General features: G+C 44.9%; 21 protein-coding genes. 12 read left to right on the top strand and 9 right to left on the bottom strand.

The features are described from left to right. Positions 1 to 81: 81 nt before the first annotated feature. From MCG98_RS03405 to MCG98_RS18935, 3 genes are read right to left on the bottom strand one after another with little or no spacing between them, the layout of a single operon-like run. A complete protein-coding gene (locus MCG98_RS03405; protein WP_240300433.1) occupies positions 82 to 1,032 on the bottom strand; it encodes a prepilin-type N-terminal cleavage/methylation domain-containing protein in 951 nt (316 codons plus the stop codon). 29 nt (positions 1,033 to 1,061) lie between these two features. Then, positions 1,062 to 2,096 carry a beta-eliminating lyase-related protein gene (locus MCG98_RS03410; protein WP_240300434.1) on the bottom strand — a complete coding sequence of 345 codons (1,035 nt, stop codon included), beginning with the start codon at positions 2,094 to 2,096 and terminating at the stop codon, positions 1,062 to 1,064. Continuing rightward, complete coding sequence (locus MCG98_RS18935) at positions 2,093 to 3,475, bottom strand: GNAT family N-acetyltransferase (RefSeq protein ID WP_345891616.1); 1,383 nt, start codon at positions 3,473 to 3,475, stop codon at positions 2,093 to 2,095. The genes MCG98_RS03410 and MCG98_RS18935 overlap by 4 nt, the downstream gene beginning before the upstream one ends. A 194-nt stretch (positions 3,476 to 3,669) precedes the next feature. Between MCG98_RS18935 and MCG98_RS03425 the strand changes: the two genes are divergently transcribed. The 5 genes from MCG98_RS03425 to MCG98_RS03445 all read left to right on the top strand — a co-directional run bounded on the left by MCG98_RS03425 (position 3,670) and on the right by MCG98_RS03445 (position 6,946). Continuing rightward, positions 3,670 to 4,365 carry an AzlC family ABC transporter permease gene (locus MCG98_RS03425; protein ID WP_240300435.1) on the top strand — a complete coding sequence of 232 codons (696 nt, stop codon included), beginning with the start codon at positions 3,670 to 3,672 and terminating at the stop codon, positions 4,363 to 4,365. Further along, a complete protein-coding gene (locus MCG98_RS03430; RefSeq protein WP_240300436.1) occupies positions 4,362 to 4,688 on the top strand; it encodes an AzlD domain-containing protein in 327 nt (108 codons plus the stop codon). The genes MCG98_RS03425 and MCG98_RS03430 overlap by 4 nt, the downstream gene beginning before the upstream one ends. 85 nt (positions 4,689 to 4,773) lie before the next feature. Then, entirely contained in the window at positions 4,774 to 5,649 is an 876-nt protein-coding gene (locus MCG98_RS03435) for a SpoIID/LytB domain-containing protein (RefSeq protein ID WP_240300437.1), read from the top strand. A 62-nt stretch (positions 5,650 to 5,711) separates the two neighbouring features. Then, complete coding sequence (locus MCG98_RS03440) at positions 5,712 to 6,497, top strand: M23 family metallopeptidase (RefSeq protein WP_240300438.1); 786 nt, start codon at positions 5,712 to 5,714, stop codon at positions 6,495 to 6,497. A gap of 191 nt (positions 6,498 to 6,688) precedes the next feature. Beyond that, positions 6,689 to 6,946 carry a GIY-YIG nuclease family protein gene (locus tag MCG98_RS03445; RefSeq protein ID WP_240300439.1) on the top strand — a complete coding sequence of 86 codons (258 nt, stop codon included), beginning with the start codon at positions 6,689 to 6,691 and terminating at the stop codon, positions 6,944 to 6,946. Between the two features lie 101 nt (positions 6,947 to 7,047). Here the strand turns inward: MCG98_RS03445 and MCG98_RS03450 are convergent, their stop codons facing one another. The 3 genes from MCG98_RS03450 to MCG98_RS03460 all read right to left on the bottom strand — a co-directional run bounded on the left by MCG98_RS03450 (position 7,048) and on the right by MCG98_RS03460 (position 9,648). After that, complete coding sequence (locus MCG98_RS03450; protein WP_240300440.1) at positions 7,048 to 7,581, bottom strand: cob(I)yrinic acid a,c-diamide adenosyltransferase; 534 nt, start codon at positions 7,579 to 7,581, stop codon at positions 7,048 to 7,050. 54 nt (positions 7,582 to 7,635) lie between these two features. Next, the gene (locus tag MCG98_RS03455) at positions 7,636 to 8,610 is read right to left on the bottom strand and encodes a 2-hydroxyacid dehydrogenase (RefSeq protein ID WP_240300441.1); all 975 of its coding nucleotides are present in this window, start codon (positions 8,608 to 8,610) and stop codon (positions 7,636 to 7,638) included. 198 nt (positions 8,611 to 8,808) lie between these two features. Then, on the bottom strand, positions 8,809 to 9,648 hold the full coding sequence (locus tag MCG98_RS03460; RefSeq protein ID WP_240300442.1) for an AraC family transcriptional regulator: 840 nt from the start codon (positions 9,646 to 9,648) through the stop codon (positions 8,809 to 8,811). Between the two features lie 401 nt (positions 9,649 to 10,049). Between MCG98_RS03460 and MCG98_RS03465 the strand changes: the two genes are divergently transcribed. The 5 genes from MCG98_RS03465 to MCG98_RS03485 all read left to right on the top strand — a co-directional run bounded on the left by MCG98_RS03465 (position 10,050) and on the right by MCG98_RS03485 (position 16,405). Then, complete coding sequence (locus tag MCG98_RS03465) at positions 10,050 to 11,009, top strand: ABC transporter permease (protein WP_240300443.1); 960 nt, start codon at positions 10,050 to 10,052, stop codon at positions 11,007 to 11,009. Continuing rightward, the gene (locus tag MCG98_RS03470) at positions 11,010 to 11,984 is read left to right on the top strand and encodes an ABC transporter permease (protein ID WP_240300444.1); all 975 of its coding nucleotides are present in this window, start codon (positions 11,010 to 11,012) and stop codon (positions 11,982 to 11,984) included. Between the two features lie 75 nt (positions 11,985 to 12,059). Beyond that, positions 12,060 to 13,121 carry a sugar ABC transporter substrate-binding protein gene (locus MCG98_RS03475; RefSeq protein ID WP_240300445.1) on the top strand — a complete coding sequence of 354 codons (1,062 nt, stop codon included), beginning with the start codon at positions 12,060 to 12,062 and terminating at the stop codon, positions 13,119 to 13,121. A 111-nt stretch (positions 13,122 to 13,232) separates the two neighbouring features. After that, positions 13,233 to 14,747 (top strand): sugar ABC transporter ATP-binding protein, encoded by a 1,515-nt coding sequence (locus MCG98_RS03480; RefSeq protein ID WP_240300446.1) that lies wholly within the window; start codon positions 13,233 to 13,235, stop codon positions 14,745 to 14,747. A 350-nt stretch (positions 14,748 to 15,097) separates the two neighbouring features. Further along, positions 15,098 to 16,405 carry a hypothetical protein gene (locus tag MCG98_RS03485; RefSeq protein ID WP_240300447.1) on the top strand — a complete coding sequence of 436 codons (1,308 nt, stop codon included), beginning with the start codon at positions 15,098 to 15,100 and terminating at the stop codon, positions 16,403 to 16,405. 74 nt (positions 16,406 to 16,479) lie between these two features. On the opposite strand, the gene MCG98_RS03490 is transcribed toward MCG98_RS03485, so the two are convergent. Beyond that, positions 16,480 to 17,337, bottom strand: coding sequence for an AraC family transcriptional regulator (locus MCG98_RS03490; RefSeq protein WP_240300448.1), 858 nt, complete (start codon positions 17,335 to 17,337; stop codon positions 16,480 to 16,482). A gap of 171 nt (positions 17,338 to 17,508) precedes the next feature. On the opposite strand from MCG98_RS03490, the gene MCG98_RS03495 reads away from it, so the two are divergent. Together MCG98_RS03495 and MCG98_RS03500 are read left to right on the top strand one after the other, a co-directional pair. Further along, positions 17,509 to 18,825, top strand: a complete 1,317-nt coding sequence (locus MCG98_RS03495) for a hypothetical protein (RefSeq protein WP_240300449.1) — start codon at positions 17,509 to 17,511, stop codon at positions 18,823 to 18,825. Between the two features lie 242 nt (positions 18,826 to 19,067). Beyond that, positions 19,068 to 20,474 carry a chitobiase/beta-hexosaminidase C-terminal domain-containing protein gene (locus MCG98_RS03500; RefSeq protein ID WP_240300450.1) on the top strand — a complete coding sequence of 469 codons (1,407 nt, stop codon included), beginning with the start codon at positions 19,068 to 19,070 and terminating at the stop codon, positions 20,472 to 20,474. Positions 20,475 to 20,521: 47 nt separating this feature from the next. Here the strand turns inward: MCG98_RS03500 and MCG98_RS03505 are convergent, their stop codons facing one another. Continuing rightward, on the bottom strand, positions 20,522 to 21,877 hold the full coding sequence (locus tag MCG98_RS03505) for an NCS2 family permease (protein ID WP_240300451.1): 1,356 nt from the start codon (positions 21,875 to 21,877) through the stop codon (positions 20,522 to 20,524). Positions 21,878 to 21,936: 59 nt separating this feature from the next. Continuing rightward, complete coding sequence (locus MCG98_RS03510; RefSeq protein WP_240300452.1) at positions 21,937 to 23,760, bottom strand: diguanylate cyclase; 1,824 nt, start codon at positions 23,758 to 23,760, stop codon at positions 21,937 to 21,939. Positions 23,761 to 23,819: the final 59 nt, after the last annotated feature.

The raw sequence follows: 23,819 nt of genomic DNA on the forward strand, positions 1-23,819 counted from the left end.
GGATTATCTGAGAAAATATTGGAGAAAAGAGCAGATGAAACAGGTGAAAGCGCCCAATGACGATTGAGCGCTTTCAATAATTTATTCGAGCTTTTTCCATGAATCGTTTCCGATAATGTCATCCCAGCTTGGATTCTGATCGCTAAGGTACTTGGTATTAATTTGGGTTCCTGAATAGTTTGCATGATAGTAATAACTTTGATCAACAGGATTGTAAATGACAGACGCATGCGCTGCGCCATAATTTTTATTCTGGTCTGAAAAATTACCGGAAGCCATGACGGTAATGGAGTTACCTTCACTGTCCTTGATCATCATCGGAATCCAAACCTGGTTTTGCAGAATTTTTCCTGTGTCCAGATTCTGCAGTTCCTGCGGAAGTGTGCTCGTATCAACAGGAGGATAGGAGCCCTTGTTCTTGGCCTTCATGTACAGCTGCAGATACTGGGAGTCCAGATTTGTTTTCAGGTTTCCGTTACTATAATACAAATCCGGATATTCTTCCTGCGGATAAAGGGCCTTGATTGCATCAGCACTGGCTGTTCCCCCAACAAGGTTCAGAAGTGACTGCAGGGAATTCAGATAGTCCTGTGCTGTACTTCCGGTCAGAATGCCATTTTCGCGGTCCATAATCCTGTATTGTGGATCTGCAGATACATCATAGAGTACCACGGTTCCATCTTTTGCAACATACTCCAGCTGTATAACAGTATCGGTAGCTGCATCGCATCTGATGTAATTGATACTGCCACTCACACCAGCCGCTTCGGTAATCGCTTTCCGCTCCTCTGGCCGGTTTAAAACAGTTTGCAGACTGTCGCTGCCAAGGCGGGAGTAAACTTCTGCGGCATGGATATTCGCCATTGTTACGACGGTACTGCACTCTGAAATATAAGAGGCTTCCTTTGCTTTGTTAACGTAACGTAGTATAGATGGTACCATAACGGCTGCCAGGACCAGAATAATAACGATAACCACAATAAGTTCAACCAGAGTGAACCCCCTGTTATTCTTGTCTAATTTCTTTTTCATAAGTCTCACCAAAAACTTTCCCTTTAGTTTTAAAGATGTTCGATATCACTGAGGAGCTGATCCACATCGGTTTCCGAAGTTGCCCAGCTCGTACAGAACCGGACGGCAGAGCGCTTTTCATCAATCCGTTCCCAGAAGCAGAAAGAATAACGCCTGGAAAGCTGGTCAATCTGTATCTGATCAAGAACTGGAAACTGCTGATTGGTAAAAGAATCATATAAAAGAGGAATTCCTTTGCTGAGGAACGCCTGCTTAATGCGCATGGCCTGAGTAACCGCATGTTTGGCTATCCTGTAATACAGTCCGTCTTCGAACAAAGTTTCAAACTGAATGCCAAGCAGCCTGCCTTTTGCCAGCATTCCGCCGTTTTGCTTGATAAGATATCGGAAGTCTGTCTTCAGGGCAGAATCTGTGATGACAACAGCTTCACCGAACAGTGCGCCGACTTTTGTTCCGCCGATATAAAAGACGTCTGCAAGTCTGGAAAAGTCTGGCAGCGCAAGATCACAGGAATCAGCCATGAGCCCATAACCCATTCTGGCGCCGTCGATGTACAGTGGTATCCGGCAGCGGCGGCATACGCTGTTTATGGCTACCAGTTCATTTTTTGAATAAAGGGTGCCGTTTTCCGTCGGCCAGGACAGGTAGACCATACCGGGCTGGACCATATGCTCAAAATTTTCATCATGAAAATGCCCCAGTATAAAATCCTCAATCTGCTGTGCGGTAATCTTGCCATCATCACACGGCAGAGACAGGACCTTATGGCCGGATGCTTCAATGGCACCGCTTTCATGGACATTTATATGTCCTGTAGAGGCGCAGATGACTCCCTGATGCGGACGCAGTATGGAAGAGATCACCGTTGTGTTTGTCTGCGTACCACCCACCAGAAAGTGTATGTCTGCGTCAGGTGAAAGACAGGCTTTTTTAATATGTCTTCGGGCGGCGTCACAGTGACAGTCGACACCGTAGCCGGGGGTCTGCTCCATGTTTGTATCACATAACCTTTGTATGATTAACGGATGTGCACCTTCGGCATAATCAGATTCAAATCGTATCATGAAAAAATCCTCCGTCTATCCGGCGCGTAGCGGTTTTTAAATTCCGCACGTGCTTTTTGCGTATATTCTTTTATAAATGCAGTCTTTGCCTTTGTGTAGGAATCCCGGTCATTTTTGTATTCCATGGCAAGCTTCTGCTTTAACACTGCATAATCCCGGGAGATATTCTCGTGCAGTATCAGGTAATCCCTGAAATAGAGTTCATCCCAATCCCCGAAATAGCGTATGTGAAGATGATACACCTGGCTGGCGAAACCATTTGGTGTATATCCCTTATTAAATACAAGTTTCAGTTCGGGCATATAGCTCTCAGACATACATATCCATCCGCTCGATTCAAGCGTGGATTTGAGTTCTACAATATTGCAGTCTTCTGCAATTTCCATCAGTATATCAACAATTGGCTTGGCTATCAGTCCCTCCACGGAGGTGCTGCCGATATGGTGAATCTGAATTACCTGGTCCTTTTCAATAAGCTGAAGCAAACAGTTTTTTTCCATACGATACCATTTTTTGTATTGTGTGTTATGCTCTCTCAGAATGATCGGAAACAGCGTCCAAAGCTCCTGCAGTGGCATATCAAGCAGTATTGCAGCCACAGGATTTTTACGGGGGACTGTCACGCAATATGCAGTATAGCTGTAATCCAGATGGTACCCCAGCCTTTCTGCAAGTGATACGGATCTGAGATCGTGTGCATCCCATCCTGGATACAGGCCACGCTGCCGGCATTCCAGAATCAATTTTGCACAGCATGCGAGAGCAAGCCCCTTTTTGCGGTATTCCGGTCTGGTATCCACTTCAATTTCTATACTGCCGTTGCTGACTGCATAGGAGGATGCCCCCGACACCAGGAGGCCTTTATATAATACACCGGCGCCGATACCATGTTCCCTGTAATTTTCGTAGGAAGGGAATAAAGCACATAAATCCCTGGACCAGTCTTCCCGGAAGGTAAGCTGATAAATATTTTCATCGATCATCTGCAGTGAATAGCCATCAGGAAGCCTGTTAATAAACTCATTTAACAAAAAATCATTAAAAACGCCGGGTTCTTTTTTAATAGCATATCGGGTAAACCTTCGGGCACGCCTGCCCCAGACCAGTTCAATTAAAGAATCCCAGGTTTCATTTTCGGGAATCATAAGGATTTCGGATGCATCATAGTCCGGTGGAATGTTGCGGACCAGATTTTCATCTGGCCTTCCCGCCAGGAAACTGAAAGCCCCAATGATGATCTGTGCGGAAACGGGAGCGTCAGTATTATCTGCGTATGCACAGCCCATCCGGTTTTCCAGGCAGGAATGAACCATGGACTGATGAAAGTTTTTAAACAGGGGCGCAATCCGTATTTTTTGATCTTTACGCAAACGCTGCATCGCATGATCCTCCGTTTCCGGCTGTCCTGCATATGCACTGATAACAGCCATTTTTTTTATTATATAACAAATGATGCTGAACAGGCAATGAAAATGCAGTTGTTACAGGAAATTACCGCAATTGACAAAGATAATTCCCCCCGATATAATGTAACAGTTGACATTAGTGTCATTATTGAACGGGGGAGTTATTTATGAACAAAAGAACATTAAAAGTGGCATTCCCATATACACTTCCCGTGTTGATGGGGTATATTTTCCTGGGGATCGCATTTGGTGTGCTGCTTGGGAGCAAGGGATACCATGTGGGGTGGGCACTCCTCATGAGTCTTTTTATCTACGCAGGGTCCATGCAGTTTGTGGCAATTGACCTGCTGGCGGGAGCGTTTAACCCGGCATCTGCCATGCTGGTGACGCTTATGGTCAATGCGCGTCACATTTTTTACGGATTATCCATGCTGGATAAATTTAAAATTAGCGGTAAGCTCAAACCGTATATGATCTTTTCGCTGACGGATGAGACTTATTCTCTTCTCTGTGCATCAGAACCACCGCAGGGTGTTGACCGCAAATGGTTTATGTTCTGCATCGCAGTACTGAACCAGCTGTATTGGGTGACGGGTTCTGTCATTGGAAATGTAGCTGGCAGTATTATAAAATTTAATTCCACAGGGATTGATTTTGCCATGACCGCATTATTTATCGTGATTTTTATTGAACAGTGGGAGAGCACAGAGAACCATATACCTGCGCTTCTGGGTCTCGGAATTACACTGCTGTGTTTGATCGTATTTGGCCGGGACTGGTTCATCATCGCATCAATGGCCGGGATATTTCTGAGTCTCGTGGGTCTGCACGGGCGATTGAAGAAAAGGGGGGAGACGGTATGACATCCACACAGGCGCTGATTACAGTCCTTGTTATCGCAGCGGTAACCGTACTGACAAGAGTGCTGCCGTTTGCAATGTTTCCGGGCAATAAAAGGACGCCGGAATTTATTCTTTATCTGGGTGAAGTTCTTCCGTTTGCAATTATCGGCATGCTGGTGGTGTATTGTTTTAAGTCTGTATCGTTTCTTCAGGCGCCTTTTGGTGTGCCTGAAGTGATCGCTGCGGCATTCGTGATTTTTATACATAAATGGAAACATCATCTTTTGTTGAGCATTGGCGGAGGGACGATTTTATATATGCTGCTGGTGCAGCTTGTATTCTGAGAAGCCGGCACATAACAGTATGAGGTATGAGACATTCTGTCCTGAGATATAATATAATAAGTACACACAGCGATCAGGTCTGCAGATGAAAGAGCGTTTTTCTTTTGTTGTTACGGCGGTTCTCATATTTTTACTGGTACCGGTTATTATCACATTTCTGCTTTCGGGCAGACAGTCGATCACAATAGAGAAAGAGCCGGATGCGGAAAATTATCTGGCAGGAATTGTCTACCGGCAGGTGGCTGCGGATTGTCCGCTGGAGGCTGTCAAGGCCCAGGTCGTGCTGGCCAGAAGTACATTTGTCCGTCAGGTAAAAGAAGGTTCCATGACGAAAAAGCAACTGGAGCAGATTGCCCAGAATCTGAAATCTGATATGGAGAACAGAAACTTTGAAAAACAGTATGAACTGATCCAGCGGGCAGTCATCGCTACCAGGGGAGAAGTACTTGCACATGATGGAGAAATCTGTTTTGGGGTATTTCATCGCCTCAGCACTGGAAAGACCAGAAGTGCAGAAAGTGTATTGCAGGATGCTTCCTATAATTATTTAACGGGAGTAGAAAGTGTGAGGGATCAGGAGGCGGATGATTATCTGACCGGACATTATTTTACGCCGGCGTTTCTGGAGAAAGAGTTCCGGGACTTCGGGATTACATATTCTGCTTCCGCCGGGGACGTTATCGAGGTGGCAGAGCGGGATGATGCCGATTATGTTATAAGTGTAAAAATCGGAAGCCAGACTTGTACCGGAGAAGAGCTGCGTCAGATGCTGCGTTTGCCGTCTGCCAGTTTTGTGGTTGAACAGTTGGACGGAAAAGTACGTTTTTTGTGCAGAGGAGCCGGTCACGGGCTTGGGATGAGTCAGTATGGTGCCGGATGCATGGCCCGGGAAGGGAGTACATATCGTGAAATTCTGGAACATTATTTTCCGGAAACGGAAATTCTTGTAACGAAAAAGTGAATAGAAACGTCATATTCGGGAAATCTATAAGAGAAATACTTAAACTGTTAGAGGTGAAGAATATGATGAGAAAAGAAAGAAATTTAAGGCTGGCTGTCAGCGGAATCCTGCTGCTGGCTGTCGTTGCAGCTGGTATCGGCATGTACCGGGCGGACCAGAAAGGAAACACAAAACAGGATACGCAGATCAGGAATGAGGAACTGGCAGAGGAGACGCCTCTATCAGATGGAGAAGCTGCGGAAAATGAAGAAACAGAAAGTACAGACGTTAACACTTCCAATGCTGAGGCACAGATGGAAGGCACAGAAGATGATGGAACGGATGAAAACGCAGAAACGGCGGATAATACTGAAGTACAGGACGAGACAGCTGCAGATGAGACGGCAGCTCAGGATGTACAGGAAGTTCTGCCCTCTCTTGATTTCAACGACAATACCGTTATGGAATGGCCGGTATCCGGCGATGTCCTGATTGATTACAGCATGGACGGGGCAGTATATTTTCCGACACTGGAAGTTTACAAGTATAATCCGGCAGTGATCCTGAGTGCGGAAGCTGACCAGCAGGTACTTGCGGCTGCCAACAGCAAGGTATTATCAGTTGAGGAGGATTCCGAGACAGGTATGACTGTGACCATGGATATGGGAAATGGCTATCAGGCAGTTTATGGACAGCTGAAGGATGTATCCGTTGCTCCTGAGCAGACGATCACAGCAGGAACGGTGATCGGTACTGTTGCACAGCCGACAAAATACTATTCGTCTGAAGGAACAAATCTGTATTTTGCTCTCACAAAAGACGGAACAGCAGTTGATCCGTTCATGTATCTCCCGACAGAAGAAGAATAATCTTTTCACAAAACGAGGGGAATATCGTATAATAAAGTATAGATGAAAGGGCAGTGTAAAATTCGCAATCGAATTTTTTACAGATATATTTTTTACACCATGAGTGATGTACCCTTTATCGATTGCTTTAGTATAAACGGTTTTGCAGACATTTGTTTGCAAAACTGTACATAGCCCGGGGAAGAATAATCATGAATTATACGTACATTGTAAAATGTAAAGACGGCAGTCTTTACACCGGATGGACAAACAATCTGGATAAACGCATCAGCGCTCATAATGCCGGACAGGGAGCACGCTATACAAAAAGCCGCAGGCCTGTGACGCTCGTACACTATGAGTCGTTTGAGACGAAAGAAGAGGCGATGCGCAGGGAATACGCGATTAAACAGATGACACGCGCACAAAAAATAAAATTATGCCGTGAGAATATGGAATTGAAAGTGTGAATAAACTTTATTCCCGCAGGCAGCGGGCATTTAATTATAACAGGGGGCCTTCTGGCCCCCTGTTCCGTTTGCGGTTAAAGTCTATGGTGCAGCCATAAACTTTATTTTTCAATTCCTTTTCTGGAGCAGAGCCCCTGATCAAATGGATGTTTGATTTTACGAATTTCTGAAACATAATCCGCCAGATCGATTAAGTTCTGACTCGGATTTTGTCCTGTCAGGATAATTTCCAGATTTTCCGGTTTGTTTTTAAGATAATCAACAAGAAGTTCTTCATTAAATAATCCTGCCCTGATCGTGTAGATAAGCTCATCAAAGAATACCATATCAAAGTTTTCATCGCCTATCATCTGTGTGAGCATTTTAAACTGATTTTCATAGTAGTCTTTTCGTTCTTTTTTCTCATCTTCCGTCATCTGAAAACTGAACTTTTCACACTCCAGCCCATCTACGAACCTGATATTTGGAACCTTTTCAAGGATCTTCCGTTCACTGGTAGAATTATTCTTCATGAACTGATAGATCAATACCTTATATCCGTACCCGGCTGCACGCGTGGAAAGCCCCATTCCTGTGGTGGTCTTTCCTTTGCCGTCCCCACAGTAGATGTGGATGCATCCTGTCTGCTTTTCCATAATAACTTCCTTTCTAATATAATTATAATTACCGTTATAGAAAGTATATCAGGCTTAAAGCTCATTGGCAAGTTCTCTGCCGTTTGCAAATGCATCGGCATTTTCAAGGGTAACAGTGGCGATGGCTTCCATGGCCTCACGGGTGAAAAAGCCCATATGTGAGGTGATCAGAACATTTGGAAAAGCAGTCAGCCGAATCAGATTCTCATCATTTATAATATCATTTGAACGATCCTCATAAAAGACTCCGTCCTCTTCCTCGTATACATCCAGGCCTACACCTGCGAACTTTTTGCCAGCAAGTCCCTCGATCAGTGCAGCGGTATCGATCAATGCACCGCGTGATGTGTTGATTAAATAAACTTCATCCTTCATTTGGGATATAGCCGACTGATTAATCAGATAATGTGTATCATCGGTCAGCGGACAGTGAAGGGAAATAATGTCTGACTGGGCGAAAAGCGTTTCTCTGTCAGTGTATGTGATGTTCAGAGAAGCGTTTGGGTAAGGATCATATGCCAAAACATTCATTCCAAATCCCTGACAGATTCGTATCATGGACTGTCCAATCTTTCCGGTTCCGATGATACCTGCCGTGCGGCCAAACAGGGTCTGCCCCATCAATCCGTTGATGCTCATGTTAAAATCCCGCGTTCGGGTATATGCCCTGTGCGTATAGCGGTTTACCGTCAGCAAAAGAGCCATCGCGTATTCTGCGACTGCATCCGGTGAATAGCTTGGAACACGAAGTACATGAATGCGTCCGCGTGCGGCATCCAGGTCAACGTGATTGTAACCCGCGCTGCGCAGCAGGATTGCCTTAACGCCAAGGCGGCATAACTTGTCAATCATTTCAGCTGTGACGGTGTCGTTGACAAAAATGCAGATTGCCTCACAACCTGACGCCAGCGGAATGGAAGAATCTTTCAGTGGACTTTCCAGAAAATGAATCTTAAAATCATATTGATGTGACATGGGCTCAAACCAGAGCCTGTCATAAGGTTTTGTACTGTAAAATGCAATATTCATAATGTCCTCCAGGTCTTTTTACTATGATTATGCGGAGAATACACCGGGAATATTCAGATTTAGATATACAAGTAAAAAATGCGGAAACAGGCATTAATATGTGCTATTTATGAGGCTATAAATTATGATACAGTAAAAACGTACAATATATGAAAAGAAATCAATAAAAAAACTGGCATAAGATACAAAAAACAGAGGTTAGCGCATAAGCCGGCGGTAAATCTTAGGTGAACAGCCTACTTTGTCTGAAAAAATATTAATAAAACTGCCGCTGCTGCCATATCCGACTTCATATGCGATTTCTGTAATTGTCTTTGAGGTTCTTATCAGGAGAATTTTAGCTTTATCCATCCTTGAATTGATAACATAATCCATTGGCGAGTATCCGGTCTCATCTTTAAAACGGTGTGAAAAATAGTAGATACTCAGATTAGAGAGATCTGCAAGTTCCTGGAGCGTTATTTTTTTCCCTACATTATCACGGATATAGCGTATCGCTATGTGTACAGGACTTTCTTCTGACGGTGTACTGTAATCATCCAGATCGTTCAGCATCTGCAGCAGCTTATAAATGCGCATGGAAGTGGCAAACATGTTTTCAATACCGCCGTTTTCATAAAAATAAACTGTATTGTAGAGAAAATTTCCGATCAGAAGATTGTTTTTTGAACGAATCAGCGGTCCCCGCACAGAGAGAATATGCTCTACGATCTCATGAGAATTGGAACCGTCAAAATGCATAAATGTAAATTCCAGTCCGTTCTCAGCCTGATAGTAATGGGGATTGGAGCAGTCGATCAAAACAACGTCTCCTTTTTGCGCATCGAATTTTTGATTCATATGCTCGACATGCATGATGCCTTCGCGGATATACATGACAAGCAGCGGCGGATAATAGTCGCGTTTCATCATATAACGTGACGTTGAAAAGTAATGACCGCACCATGTCATATAGAAATAAAGTTGTTCTGCCAGAGCTGAAGGGGTAAAAGAAAAACAAATAGAATGGTCCAGAATTCCGGGATCGACACTTTTCATAAAAATTCTCCTTCGTTTAAAAAATTAAAATAAATGGCTAATATTATAATAAAACAGTGACTTTGGTTAGATTTGTTGTGCAAATCTTAACATAAATTTTATAAAAAAGCAAGATAGATGAATGGCATAGCAAATTTGCACATTGGTTTTCATATGTATTTAGACTATAATACCAAACATGAACAAAACATGAACGGATTGTTTAGGAATAATGACGATACATCGTTGAAATTTACAGGAAGTTCATAAAAAGTTGTTTTTTATGGACAACAAAATGCATGTGATTGAAACTAGGACAAAATCCTGAAAAAACAGGATAAATCAACTTTTGGGTTTTTAATGTGCTCTAAACGCGGAAAGCGTACTATAGAGAAATTTAAGGAAGTGGGAGGTTATGTGTAATGGAGTCTCAAAGCAACAAGAATTTTTTGACCACTCTGAAAAAGCAGGGTATAGTGTTTGCGATGATTCTGGTCTATGTGGTATTTGCGGTAATATCCAAACAGTTTCGTACGCCAGACAACTTTATTCTGATTTTCAGGCAGGTGGCCACCATCGCCGTAATGGGTGCAGGTATGACATTCGTCATCATCGGAGGGAACTTCGACCTGTCCGTCGGCTCCCTGCTGTCACTGTGCAGCGTCATCTGTATTGACCTGCATGACAAGATCGGGCCGGTCCCGGCGATCCTCGTGACGCTGGTAGTCGGTATGGCATCCGGTGTGATCAGCGGATATCTGTGCGGGTATCTCAGGCTGAATTCCATGATCGTTACCCTGGGTATGATGAACGTACTGCAGGCGCTGGCGATGATGTATACGAACGGCCAGTTTGTGCAGATGGCAGACAGCAACGCGTGGTTTACAAAGATCGGAAAGGGAAGTATCGGCCCGGTCCCGATTTCCACCATCATCATGGCGCTGTTTATCATCATCATGGGAATCGTGCTGACCAAGACCGTATACGGGCATCATGTGATGTCGGTGGGAGGAAATGATGAAGCGTGCCGTTACAGTGGAATCAACGATAAGCTGGTGATCCTGAAGACGTTTGTACTGTCGGGCCTTGCGACGGCAGTGGGTGCGATCATGCTGTGTTCGCGGGGTGCGGCGGCGCAGGCTACGATCGGTGAAACTTATGAATTTGATGTTATCTCAGGAGTCATCCTTGGAGGTGCATCCTTAAGCGGAGGAAGCGGAAGTGTCTATAAGACTTTCGTGGGAGTGATGATCCTTGGTATCCTGAAAAACGGATTCGTGATCGTGGGTCTGCCTTATTACCTGCAGTGGGTGGCACAGTGTGTAGTAATTCTGATAGCGGTATATATGGATATCATGACAAAAAGAAAGAAGGGTGTGTAAATGAGCTGGGGAAACATTAAAAAATTTCTGTCTAAGAACACGATCATACCAATCTGGATTGTATTTTTCGTATTTGCAGTCATCTTCGTGCCTGGATTTCTGAACGTGAACAACCTGTTCAACGTCTTTAACCAGAACGCCATGAAGGGTATTATGGCGATAGGTATGACATTTGTAATCATCAACAGCTACTTTGATATGTCAACGTGTACGTTGGTAGCATTGGCAGCATCCCTTGCCTGTGGCCTGGAAGGGAGCATCGGAATGATCCCCGGAATCATCGTGGCATTGCTGGTAGGGTGCCTGGTAGGCGCCATCAACGGATTCCTGGTAGCATATGCAAGAATCAACGCATTCGTCGTTACCCTGGCGATGATGCTTGGGTGCCGGGGATTCGGATACATATACCATGCGGAGCAGTCCCTGATCCCGAACCATACGGATGCAGGGTGGGCATTCATTGATTTCGGAGCGGGAAAGATCGGGCCGTTATCGTATATCAGCATTATCTTCATCGTACTGCTGCTTCTGGCGCACTATGTGCTGAAATATACGACACATGGGCGAAATACCTATGCGGTAGGAGGAAACGAGAACTCTGCGTTTAATGCAGGAATCAATTATAAACGGACAACGTTTATCAACTTTGTGATCTGCGGTTTTACAGGAGCACTGGGAGGAATCCTGTATGCAGCGTTTGCAGGCTCCTCGACCCCGACGCTGGGATGGCCGGATATGCACATGCTGGTAATTGCGGGCGTTGTACTGGGCGGATGTAAGCTGACAGGGGGAGTAGGAAACATCTGGTATACCTTAGGAGGTATCATGCTGCTGGGAGTGATCAACAATATGATGAACCTTCTGAACGTACAGACATACGTGAACCGTCTGGTGACGGGCCTGATCATGATCGGGGTCCTGTACCTGGATAAGGTCATGATGCATAAGAAAACCAAAAAAGCAAACCTAGAATAGCTTTGTAACCCTTTTTGTATTATCATGCGAGAGCATTTTAATAAAATATCATTTCAAGAAACAGGAGGAAGAGAAATGAAGAAAAAATTATTAGCAGTAATCAGCGCAGCGTTGGTAGCATCTATGCTCCTGACCGGATGCGGCGGCAGCAGCAAAGATTCAGCAGCAACAAATGATGCAGCGACAACAGACGACGCATCCAAGGATGATGCAGCAGCAGATGACGCGTCCAAAGATGATGCGGCAGCTTCTGGCGATGCAAGCAGCGCAAAAATCGGTATGGTTGTAAACAACTCCGGACAGGACCCATACCAGACTTCTTACTACGACACAATGAATTCCTATGCGAAAGAAAAAGGCGTTGACCTTCAGATCCTTGACCCGAAGGGTGATGCTACAACACAGGCTAACCAGATTCAGGACCTGATCAACATGAAATGCGATGTTATCATCGTATGGCCGGTTAACGGTGAGACAGCTGTTGCTTCTGTAAGAGCAATCAATAAAGCTGGTATCCCGTGTCTGACAGCAAACACAAATGTTGCTGAATCCGGTGAAGAATTCATCAAATGCTACGTTGGACCTTCAAATGTAGAAGAAGGAAAGCAGTCTGCACAGGCTATGGTTGAAGCTCTTGGAAATGATGCTAAGATCGTTGAAATTGCAGGACCTGCAGGATACACAACATCTCTGGAACGTTCTCAGGGTCTGAAAGAAGGTATCGAAGGAACAAATATCCAGGTACTTGACAGCCAGACAGGTGAAGGTAACCGTGAAAAATGCCAGCAGGTAATGGAAAACTACCTTGTTAAATATGGCAAGGGTGAGCTTGATGCAGTCTTCACATTCGATGACAATGCGGCATTCGGTGCATGGAATGCAATCGAAGCAGCAGGACGTCAGGATGATGTTAAGATCTTTGCAGCAGCAGCTGGAAGCTACGAAACTGTACAGTATGTAAAAGATGGAAAAATTCAGGCTACAGCTATGCAGTCACCGCATTTTGATGCAAAAGCAGCACTGGATATGGCAGTGAAGCTGGCAGCAGGCGAAGAACCGGAAGAATTCTATAACTACATTGAAACACCGGTAGCAACACCGGATAACGTGGATTCTCTCGGACTGGAAGAATGGTAGAATTGGGCACTCCTTAAATTGTAGTAAAAGCTAATAATTACTTTGCCGAGCCGTGTAAGCGGCTCCGGCAAAGAGATATTCATTTTGAATGTAAAACCGGAGGAAATGTAAATGAGCAATGAATATGTTCTTGAAATGAAAGATATCAGTAAAACTTTTCCCGGTGTTAAGGCATTGGATCATGCTCATTTGAATCTGAAATACGGCGAGGTACTGGCACTGTGCGGAGAGAACGGTGCGGGAAAGTCAACACTGATGAAAGTGCTTTCCGGAGTATACCACGCTGATGAGGGTTCGGGTGAGATCATTTACCAGGGGAAACCTGTTCGCTACAATAGTCCTATTGAGGCGAAAAATGATGGTGTTGTCTTAATTTTCCAGGAATTATCCTTAGTAATGGATTTAACCGTAGCAGAGAACCTGTATCTGGGCAGCCTGCCGAAAAAAGGCGGCAGGATTGACTGGAAGAAGATGAATGCGGATGCACAGAAGGTTCTGGATGAACTGGAGTGCCCGGCAAAACCGACGGACACGATCTCGGCACTGCCGATCGCACAGCAGCAGATGGTGGAGATCGCCCGTGGAATCGCCCTGGGCGCAAAGATCCTCGTGCTGGATGAGCCGACGTCTTCCCTGACAGAAAAAGAAAAGAATTCTCTGTTTAAGATTGTCAACAAACTGAAAACCCAGGGTGTTGGTATGGTATATATCAGCCACAAGATGGATGAGATCTTCGAGATCAGCGACCGTGTGCTGGTGATGAGGGATGGAAAACCGACCGGTGAATTTGTGACCAAAGACATCGAGCTGGACGACATCGTAAACAGTATGATCGGCCGTTCCCTCGACAATTACTACTATAAATGTAAATGGAACCCGAAGGAAGAAGTGCTGCGGGTAGAAAACCTGTCCCTGAAGGGATATTTTAAGGATATTTCCTTTAACGTCCATGCCGGGGAGGTTGTGGGATTCTACGGCCTGGTAGGAGCGGGACGTACAGAGATCATGGAGACAATCTTCGGTATCCGCAAGGCGGATTCGGGAAAGATCTACCTGGAAGGCAAGGAGCAGAAGATCCGGTCCAGTGTGGATGCGGTAAAGGCAAAGATCGGGTTTGTTACGGAGAACCGTAAGGAACAGGGCCTGGTGCTGGAGCAGTCGTGCCGTGACAACATGGCGCTGGCGAAACTGCCGATGATCTCAAAGGCGGGCTTTGTGGATATGAAGGCATCGTATGAGATTTATAAAGAATATCATGACAAGCTGCAGATCAGCTCACCGAGTTCCGAGCAGCCGGTTGGAAATCTATCCGGGGGAAACCAGCAGAAGGTAGTACTGGGGAAATGGATGACGATCGGTCCGAAACTGCTGATTCTGGATGAGCCGACGCGTGGTATCGATGTAGGGTCGAAATCAGAGATATACAGACTGATCGCAGAGCTGGCGGAGAAAGAAGGGCTGGCGGTCATCATCATTTCCTCGGAGATGCCGGAGGTCATGGGAATCAGCAACCGGGTACTGACGATCGCACAGGGTAATCTGACAGGAGAACTCGTGGGTGATGAGATCACAGAGGAAACACTGATGAGAGCAATTCTTATCACGGATTCCACGCAACAGGCATAACTTTCCTACTAGAAATAAAATATATGAAAAGCGATCATTCGCCGGTATTGCCGGAAGGCATAACGGCGTATGATCGTTTTTTGTTATAAAGCAAGAAACCGTAAAAGCAGTTATTATCAATGCAATATAAAAAATATGTAATTACCAGAAAACAAGTTATAATCGGGAAATGAAGTGGGGCACTGTGAAAAGCAAGATTAGTGCATGATTTGGCAAGACATAGTATTTTAACGGAATGAATAATAGAGTACAATGACATCAGATTCAAGGAAGAACTAAGAGCAAATTCCTTGAAATGTGAATGAGAATTACATAAAAGGCAGAGAGGAAATTAAAGGAGGAAAAGCAAGATGATTACATCAAAAGAGAGAGAGATTATCCGTGAGCTGGCAAAACAGGTAAAAGAAGTTTCCCAGAGACCGGAGATGAAAACAAGAGAAGAACTGTGGTACAACCACAATGAACTGAAAACGACAGATCCTGTAGTTGCAGTATTCCCGGAGATGTCCTGGAGAGAGATCATCACACCGGAATCTCTGCAGTGCGAATGTGACGAGGCTAGAGAGATGGAATGGTTCCTGCGTGCAAAGCTGTTCCGCGCCAATGTGATCAACGATGATGTACCCGTGCATGATATCTGGGAAGTAAGAAAAATTATTACCGATACAGGCTGGGATAAATTAAATCCGAATCACAAGAATGCAGCATTTGCTAATGTAAGTTTCCGTGATAACTGCCTCGGTGATGTGCCGCTGGCATGGAGAAATGACTTTAATTTTGATGCCGGTGCGAAACACTTTGAACCGATCATCGACGAACCGGATCAGCTGTCAAGACTGGGCACACCGGAAGTCATTTATCACGAAAAAGAAACGATGGAAAAACTGAAACTGCATCAGGACGTACTTGGAGATATCCTGGATGTACGTCTTGTAGGTCTTAAATTCCTTTACATTGCGATGATGGAAACATATTCTGACTTCCGTGGCCTTGAGCAGGTTATGTACGATATCTATGAAGAACCGGAAATGCTGCATGAAGCCATGGCAATCATGGAAGAGGGCTATAACGGACTTCTGGATCAGTATCTGGAGCAGGGTCTGCTTACATGTAATGGTAATCAGGCATACAGCGGATCAGGCGGACAGACATATACACATGAAATTCCAAACGATGACAGCGTATGTACAGACCTGAAGAACTTCTTCGGTATGACAGAATCCCAGGAGTTCACTATGGTAGGACCGGAACAGCACTGGGAATTTGTACAGAAACATGAGAAAAAAGTCGCAGACAGATTCGGACTGACAGCTTATGGATGCTGTGAGCCGATTGAAGACAAGCTGCAGTATATCAAACAGTTTGACTGCCTGAGAAGAATTTCTGTGTCTCCGTGGGCAGATATTCAGAAGTGTTCTGACAGAATGGGTAAGGATTATGTATACTCCTGGAAACCAAACCCATCTTACTACCTGAACAACTACATGCCAGATAAGACAGAGTTCATGGAAGGCTACGTAAAGAACATGCTGAATGTTACAAAAGACAAGAACTGCGTGGAGATCGTACTGAAAGATACACATACATGCCAGAACGATCCAATGAGATTCAATGCATGGGTTAAAGATGTCCGCAGATGGATTGAAGAAACACGCTAATAAGTATAAATACTCTTCTTAAATAAAAGGCCGCTGCTTTTTGCAGCGGCCTCTCCTCATGTCCGCCGAAGGCTTTAATTCATCAATTTACGGTACTGTCTGGGTGAACAGCCGGTTTTTTCGGTAAAAACACTGGTAAAGCTGGCACTGTGGGCATAACCCAATTCATCGGCAATTTCCTTTATGGGTTTGTCTGTTGTGGCAAGTAAAATTTTTGCCTGACTGAGACGGAGATTGAGGCAGTATTCAAGCGGTGACAGACCGGTCTCTTTTTTAAAGAGGCGTGAATAGTAATAAGGGCTCAAATGAGCAATCTCCGACAATTCTTTCAGGGAAGGCTGCTTTGAAACATGCCTGTGAATGTATTGCAGTGTTCTCAGGATGGGATTGCTGTCCTCGGAATTATGATCCTTTGGTGCCATGAGAAGCTGAATAAATCTGTATACCCGCATAGAAGTGTCCATCGGATTTTCATAGCTATTATTTTCATAATAGGATACCGTATCCACCATAAGGCTGCGTATCAAAACATTGCTTTGAGATCGAATCAGAGGACCGGATCTGTCTAACATATACTTACACAGTTCATGGGAATTGACTCCGTCGAAATGAATATAATAAAATTCCAGGTCGTCATGGGCAGAATAGCAATGTTCTTCCCGACAGTCCAGCAGCACAACATCCCCGGCCTGAGCATCAAATTCACAGTTTCGAAATTTAATATGGAACAGACCGGACTCGACATAGATCAATAAGCAGTAAGGATAGGATTTACGCTGATAAAAGTATTCATGGGTGCAGAAAAAGTGCCCGCACCACACAAGATAATAGAACATATCACATTCCTGTCCATCCAATGTAGGTGCGGCAAAGTAAAATCTTGAGGATTTCGGAAGAACACCTGCTTCTTTTGGGTTTGTCAGTATACTCATAGTACCTCCCTGTCCGTAAAATATTATTATTTTTCAGAATAGCACAGACAAAAGAAAAAGGCAATATTGCCTAAGTTTTGGGCAAATCAAAGTATGGAATATATTGATAGCAAAGGATATACTGAAACAAGAAACAGGCAAACAAACAATACTTTTGGAGGAGATTGTTCAATGACAGAGACACGAATCACAACAGAGGAAAGATGTGTTATCCGGGAACTGGCAAAACAGGTACATGATGTATCGCAGCGTCCGGACATGGAAAAAAAGAGAGAGCTCTGGTTTGCTCACAACGATCTTAAGACAACAGACCCGGTTGTCGCGGTATTTCCCGAAATGTCATGGTGGGAGATCATCAGGCCGGAATCACTGCAGTGTAGAAGTGATGAGGCCAGAGAGATCGAGTGGCTGCTGCGTGCAAGACTGTTTCGCGCAGATGTGATCAGGGATGACATTCCGGTGGAAAATATCTGGGAAGTACAAAAATTAATTTCAGATACAGGCTGGGATAAGCAGAATCCAAATCACAAGAATTCAGCGTTTGGAAATGCAAGTTATGTGGATAACTGTCTGGGAAGCGTACCCCTTGCGTGGAAAAATGATTTTGATTTTGAAGCACGGGGAATGCATTTTGAGCCTGTAATTGAGGAACCTGATCAGCTTTCAAGACTGGGCGCCCCGGAAATCATTTACCACGAAAAAGAAACGATGGAAAAACTTAAACTGCATCAGGATTTACTCGGAGATATTCTGGATGTACAGTTGGTCGGGAAAAAATTCCTTTACTTTGCCATGATGGAGACATATTCAGATTTCCGCGGTCTGGAGCAGGTAATGTACGATGTCTATGAGGAGCCGCAGATGCTGCATGAAGCTATGGCAATCATGGAGGAGGGTTATCATAGACTGCTGGACCAATATCTTGAAATGGGGCTTCTGACAACCAATGGAAACCAGGCGTACAACGGGTCGGGCGGAATGAGTTATACACATGATCTGCCAAATGAAAACAAAGTCTGCACGGACCTGAAGGATTTCTGGGGTTTTACCGAGTCTCAGGAGTTCACCATGGTGGGACCAGAGCAGCACTGGGAGTTTGTACAGAAACATGAAAAGAGTGTCGCGGATCGTTTTGGCCTGACATCTTACGGGTGCTGTGAACCCGTGGAGGACAAGCTGAAATATGTGCTCACATTTGACTGTATCAGGAGGATTTCCGTATCCCCGTGGGCGGATATTGAAAAGTGTGCTGATAGAATCGGCAAAAAGACGGTGTATTCCTGGAAGCCAAATCCATCCTATTACCTGAACAATTATAAGCCGGATAATACGGAGTTTATGGAAGGATATATTAAAAACATGCTGAACCAAACAAAGAATAACTGCGCGGAGATTGTACTGAAAGATACCCATACCTGTCAGAATGATCCGTTGAGATTTCATGCATGGGTAAGAGATGTCCGCAGATGGATTGACGAAACCCGATAAAAGCAAAATACATAAACTATTAGACAAGTTTGAACATTGAAAGACTGGATGAAAAGGCATATTATAATAAACGTTAAAAAGCAAGTTATATAAACTCTTTTTTGACATTGACCCGCTTCCTACAGCGGGTCTTCTCCTTTTATGAGAGCTTATACAGAGAAAGGCCTTCTAGCCGAGGGGATTTTGTGATGGTAAGATGAATGATATAGAACATAAAAGATTTTATGGTGGGAGGAATCAAATTGAAAACAGCAGTACCAACCAGTTATCCAGAACCCGGTACATATGACTACAGTGGTGTACATGTAGATCTTCGGACAGCTACGCCGGAGGCGGTAATCCACTATACTGCGGATGGATCAGAACCAACGAGAAACAGTCCTGTTTACCGTCAGGAGGACGGACTGATTACACTTCCAAGCGCCAGCGACCGTGATCAAACAGTAAAAACAGAGACCACGATCCGTGCATTTGCAGTCCGGGAAGGATGGGAAGACAGTGAGAAAGTAAGCTTTCGTTATTGTATCAAGCTGCCCGCGCGTACACAGTACCGCTATCGTGTGATGCAGCAGAAAGAAGGGCAGCCGACAATTCTGAGAATCATGGATTTTGACCGTGATAAGCTGTACTTTGTGTTAGGGAAAAAACGGGGTCTGCTGATTGATCTGGGGTACGATCCAGACGGGGATTTGAAAGGATTTGCAGATTTGCTGGCAGGCGGCGTGCCATGGGACGCCATCGTACTTCACGGTCATCCGGATCATATTCAACAGGGGAAGCGGATGCTGGATGCAGGGGTTAAAGTTTACATGAATTCCAGGGATAATGAACTGGTGCGGTCTTTTGGATATGAACCGGAAGGCTTCCTGGAGGTTGACGAAGGTTATGTGTTCGACCTGGGCGGATGCCGTCTGAAAACATATGCGATGCCGGGACATACGCCCGGGTCTGTTCTGCTGGTCAATGAAGAGACGGGTGACATCTTTTCATCAGATGCATTTGGCTGCAATATTGAACTGGCACCGGGTTCCGGGTGGCTGCAATTTGGGAATCCTGAGAGTGCGATGGAACGTTATCTGTCTGCACTTCAGGCATTTCGGTGTAAGACTGGTCATTGTCCAGACGGAAGACTGTATAATGGTCATGACGACCATGTGCTGGATGCGCGCCTTTATCTGAATAATCTTGAGCGGGCGGTCCAGCGGGCAGTGGATGAGGGCGAAAAAGGTCTTAGACCTACCCTTCGGCCGGCGGCAGATTCTTTTGGATCAACAAAGATTACCATAGAAGGGGATTTCTGTGTGGACCTGCATTATGCAGCGCTGAATCTGGGCATTTTATTTACCGAGGGCTTAAATGAAAGTAATAATGCATTGCTGAGCTACGTACATTTTCCGGATGCGAAGTGCGAACCACCGTTCAATCCTTACCAAACAGAGTATATCCTGAAGAGCAAAGGAAACGATATGATATTATGCCCGATTTCATCGTCGACCAACAGCAGGATCTATATTGATCAAAGGGAAGTGAGATCAAAATCAGAGTTTTCAATGCCTGTCGTAAAGGGCGAAAGTTTTTGCATTTCAGTGACGGCGCCCGATGGCAAAACAAGAAAACAATATCGATTCTGTCTGTCAGATATTCAGTGAGTTATACAGAGTTGCCCGGGCATGGGAAATTCAGGTCTGATTTTTTGCTACAGGATCTGTATCATAATCCGGATAATAAAGAGCGCGCATACAATATACATTACCGGGTGAATCTTTCTAATCTGACCTGTACAGAACTTAATGATAAACCATGAAAGCATCGCAAACATGATGCCTGTTGCTACGGAATAGGTGAGAGGCATCATCAAAAATGCCAGATATCCACCGATTGCGTCGGCGACGTCACTTTCAAAATCCATTTTCCGAATGGAAGATGCCATGAAAAACCCTACCATGATAAGCGCAGGGGCTGTAGCAAAAGAGGGAATTGCCAAAAAAACCGGGGATAAAAATAAGGCGGCGATAAACAAAACTCCGGATGTCAGAGCGGTCAGTCCTGTTCTGCCGCCCTCCGCGACACCTGAGCTGGATTCAACAAAGCTGGTGATCGTAGAGGTACCCATAATAGAGCCGGCAACGGTCCCGATCGCGTCGGATGTCAGCACACACCCGGCTTTCGGCAGGTTTCCGTCTTTATCGAGCAGATTTGCTTTGTCAGCCACACCGATCGCTGTGCCAATGGTATCAAACATATCAACAAACAGAAATGAAAAAACGATCACGATAAACTGTGAGAGATGTTCCATCATCCAGGAAAAGTTAAATTTTAAAAAAGTAGGCGCTATGGACGGAGGAACAAAAGAGGCGGCAGTAAATGTGGGAAGCAAAGAGGGATTCTCCGCGTTGACCGCATACCAGCCGGTCAGCTGAGCAAGGATACCGAGTCCCCAGGTGATCAGAATGCCCCATAAGATAGAAGCCTTAATATGAAAGTGGTTCATAATGGCTATGATAAGAACACCAGCCATGCATAATACCATCTGCGGGCTGGAAAAATGTCCGAGATCCACCAGGGTAGCGTCATTTGCCACTACGACACCCGAACTTTTTAAACCGATAAGTGCGATAAACAGTCCAATACCCGCGGTAATACCGTGTTTCAGGTTGGTTGGAATAGCGTTGGCAATCGACTCACGCAGCCTGAAGAAAGACAATATGATAAAAATAACACCTTCAATGAACACAGCGGTCAGGGCTATACGCCAGGGGTCTTCGATTCCCTTCAGGTCCTGTAAGCAGACCGTATAGGTGAAATAGGCATTCAGCCCCATACTGGCTGACAGAACCAGGGGGTAGTTAGCCCATAAAGCCATAATGCAGGTCGCCAGAGCAGAGGCCAGGGCTGTTGCTGTAAAGACTGCTCCGGAATCCATACCGGAGGCTCCCAGAAGGTTTGGATTGACGGCGAGGATGTATGCCATGGTCAGGAATGTGGTGATACCGGCTGTGACTTCAGTGCGGACGGTGGTATTGTGTTCCTTCAGTTTAAAAAGTTTTTCCATATCTGTTATTCTCCGATAGCGTTTATATATAATAAAAGTATCGGAAGGCAGCTGCGTTTCTATTCACACTCATAAAAATAAAACTGATTCTTTCCGCGGCTCTTAGCTTCGTACATCGCTTTATCTGCCGCTTTATATAATGCATCATAAGAAGTACCGCAGGCAGGACAGGCAGCAATTCCTACACTGATCGATATCCGGGGAATACCGTCAAGCTTAAGCTCAGAAAAACGCTGAATAATCAGCTCTCCTTTCATACAGGCGATATCTCTGCTGCAGGTGTCGCCCAGAAAGGCTATAAATTCATCTCCGCCAATCCGTCCGACAGGATCGTATTCCCGGAATGACTGATGCAGAAGACTGCCCACTTCCCTTAGAATCTGATCGCCGATGTCGTGACCGTAAGTATCGTTCACAGATTTGAAGTTATCAATATCCATCATAAATAAAAAGCCGTTTTTCTTCTCTGCGAGTTCTTGATCGACAGAAGACCGGATTCCGTCGAGGTTCAGCAGATCCGTTAAAGGGTCTGTTTTGGTCTGTTTCAGCAGTCTTAGTTCTCTGGCCTTTCTGCTGCTGATGTCAGAAAGTTTTCCCATCAGTTTCACAACCGTGTCCTCCGCAGCTACCGGCTGCACCAGACATTCACACCATACCCACTGCCCGTTTTTTTGCAGCAGACGGATTTCCAGAGACTGTTGGCTGGTACTGTTCATGCAGGATGCCATCATTTTCTTAAGCGGAAGGAGGTCGTCAGAATAAAGCGCCTGAAAGTTGTGGCTCATAAAATTTTCAATCGTAGTTTTTTCAAGTGCAAGCAGCTGAGTGGCATTGGGAGTAAGCTCCATCTGGTCAGACTTTACATCATATTCAAACAGAATGGTGTCGGTAAAGTTGGATAATGCCGTATAACGTGCCTCCTCAAGCTGGATTTTCTTATGTTGTTTAATAATTACCCGAAAAACAAGCATGGCAATCAGTACTGTTAAAAATATGACCGCTAAACTGACGGCAATGGTATTCTTTAAGATTTTCTGCAATACTTCATCGACGGCACTTGTTTTGTATATTTGTACCAGGTTCCAGTCGCTATAACCCAAAGAGACGCTGGAACAGAAATAACTTGTATGATTAATCCTGAGCTTGACGGTGGTGTTAAAATCGGCTTTTAATGCAGGCTTAAGGCTGTCGAGGGATGCAGCGGATACATTTTTTTCTGCAAGTGCCTCAAGGAAATTTACGCCCATCCAGTTTTGGATAAAGTCACCGTAGAGAATATTTCCATCAGAGTCCACAATACATTGTGCTGAGTTTTCATAGAAAGAAGATGTCGGTATGGGAGTCAGAAGCAGTTCTGCTCTGACGATGCATCGCAGAATGCCGATCGTCTGTCCGTCTTTCTGAACAGGATGATCGAGTGCGAAGTAATAATCATTCAGCTTTGTAGAGTAATGTATGGAGGAAATGGCGCTTTCACCAGATATCAGTTTTTTGTAAATATTAATATCCTCCGCCAAAGCAGCGGGGCTCGCGGCCATATCATAACATTCTTCAGCAGTTACATACCGTACAGAATACTCAGAAGTTTCACAGAGCTGTTCCAGATACTCTGTTGCCCACTTTCCTTCCGGATTTACGGCAGGAGAGCTCAGTACTTTCGCCGCCGCACTCATGCGTCCCTGCAGATCTGCGAGTAAAGTGCTGATATACTGGCTCTGGGTGAGTGCATGGGCAGTGAGGTTCTCTGTCTCCATATGCTTAAACTGGGTATTCAGACTACGCTGATATACAACAAAAAGAGTGCCGACTGAAATGATAAAAATCAGTGTGCACAGGATACTGAGGCGGAATTTGGATTTGGATGAAGAATTTTTCGATTTCATACCGGAATGTCTTTCTTTAACAATTCAGATTTCCTTCTGTTACCGTGAGCATGTGACCA

Origin of the sequence: Ruminococcus sp. OA3, assembly GCF_022440845.1 — a bacterium.
Taxonomy (GTDB): Bacteria; Bacillota; Clostridia; order Lachnospirales; family Lachnospiraceae; genus Ruminococcus_G.

Excerpts from the sequence above, each read along its gene's own strand:
- MCG98_RS03460 (WP_240300442.1), bottom strand. The coding sequence starts at position 9,648 with ATGAAAAGTGTCGATCCCGGAATTCTGGACCATTCTATTTGTTTTTCT.
- MCG98_RS03455 (WP_240300441.1), bottom strand. The coding sequence starts at position 8,610 with ATGAATATTGCATTTTACAGTACAAAACCTTATGACAGGCTCTGGTTT.
- MCG98_RS03485 (WP_240300447.1), top strand. The coding sequence starts at position 15,098 with ATGATTACATCAAAAGAGAGAGAGATTATCCGTGAGCTGGCAAAACAG.
- MCG98_RS03450 (WP_240300440.1), bottom strand. The coding sequence starts at position 7,581 with ATGGAAAAGCAGACAGGATGCATCCACATCTACTGTGGGGACGGCAAA.
- MCG98_RS03465 (WP_240300443.1), top strand. The coding sequence starts at position 10,050 with ATGGAGTCTCAAAGCAACAAGAATTTTTTGACCACTCTGAAAAAGCAG.
- MCG98_RS03430 (WP_240300436.1), top strand. The coding sequence starts at position 4,362 with ATGACATCCACACAGGCGCTGATTACAGTCCTTGTTATCGCAGCGGTA.
- MCG98_RS03505 (WP_240300451.1), bottom strand. The coding sequence starts at position 21,877 with ATGGAAAAACTTTTTAAACTGAAGGAACACAATACCACCGTCCGCACT.
- MCG98_RS03410 (WP_240300434.1), bottom strand. The coding sequence starts at position 2,096 with ATGATACGATTTGAATCTGATTATGCCGAAGGTGCACATCCGTTAATC.
- MCG98_RS03470 (WP_240300444.1), top strand. The coding sequence starts at position 11,010 with ATGAGCTGGGGAAACATTAAAAAATTTCTGTCTAAGAACACGATCATA.
- MCG98_RS03490 (WP_240300448.1), bottom strand. The coding sequence starts at position 17,337 with ATGAGTATACTGACAAACCCAAAAGAAGCAGGTGTTCTTCCGAAATCC.
- MCG98_RS18935 (WP_345891616.1), bottom strand. The coding sequence starts at position 3,475 with ATGCAGCGTTTGCGTAAAGATCAAAAAATACGGATTGCGCCCCTGTTT.
- MCG98_RS03435 (WP_240300437.1), top strand. The coding sequence starts at position 4,774 with ATGAAAGAGCGTTTTTCTTTTGTTGTTACGGCGGTTCTCATATTTTTA.
- MCG98_RS03405 (WP_240300433.1), bottom strand. The coding sequence starts at position 1,032 with ATGAAAAAGAAATTAGACAAGAATAACAGGGGGTTCACTCTGGTTGAA.
- MCG98_RS03510 (WP_240300452.1), bottom strand. The coding sequence starts at position 23,760 with ATGAAATCGAAAAATTCTTCATCCAAATCCAAATTCCGCCTCAGTATC.
- MCG98_RS03440 (WP_240300438.1), top strand. The coding sequence starts at position 5,712 with ATGATGAGAAAAGAAAGAAATTTAAGGCTGGCTGTCAGCGGAATCCTG.
- MCG98_RS03480 (WP_240300446.1), top strand. The coding sequence starts at position 13,233 with ATGAGCAATGAATATGTTCTTGAAATGAAAGATATCAGTAAAACTTTT.
- MCG98_RS03445 (WP_240300439.1), top strand. The coding sequence starts at position 6,689 with ATGAATTATACGTACATTGTAAAATGTAAAGACGGCAGTCTTTACACC.
- MCG98_RS03475 (WP_240300445.1), top strand. The coding sequence starts at position 12,060 with ATGAAGAAAAAATTATTAGCAGTAATCAGCGCAGCGTTGGTAGCATCT.
- MCG98_RS03425 (WP_240300435.1), top strand. The coding sequence starts at position 3,670 with ATGAACAAAAGAACATTAAAAGTGGCATTCCCATATACACTTCCCGTG.
- MCG98_RS03495 (WP_240300449.1), top strand. The coding sequence starts at position 17,509 with ATGACAGAGACACGAATCACAACAGAGGAAAGATGTGTTATCCGGGAA.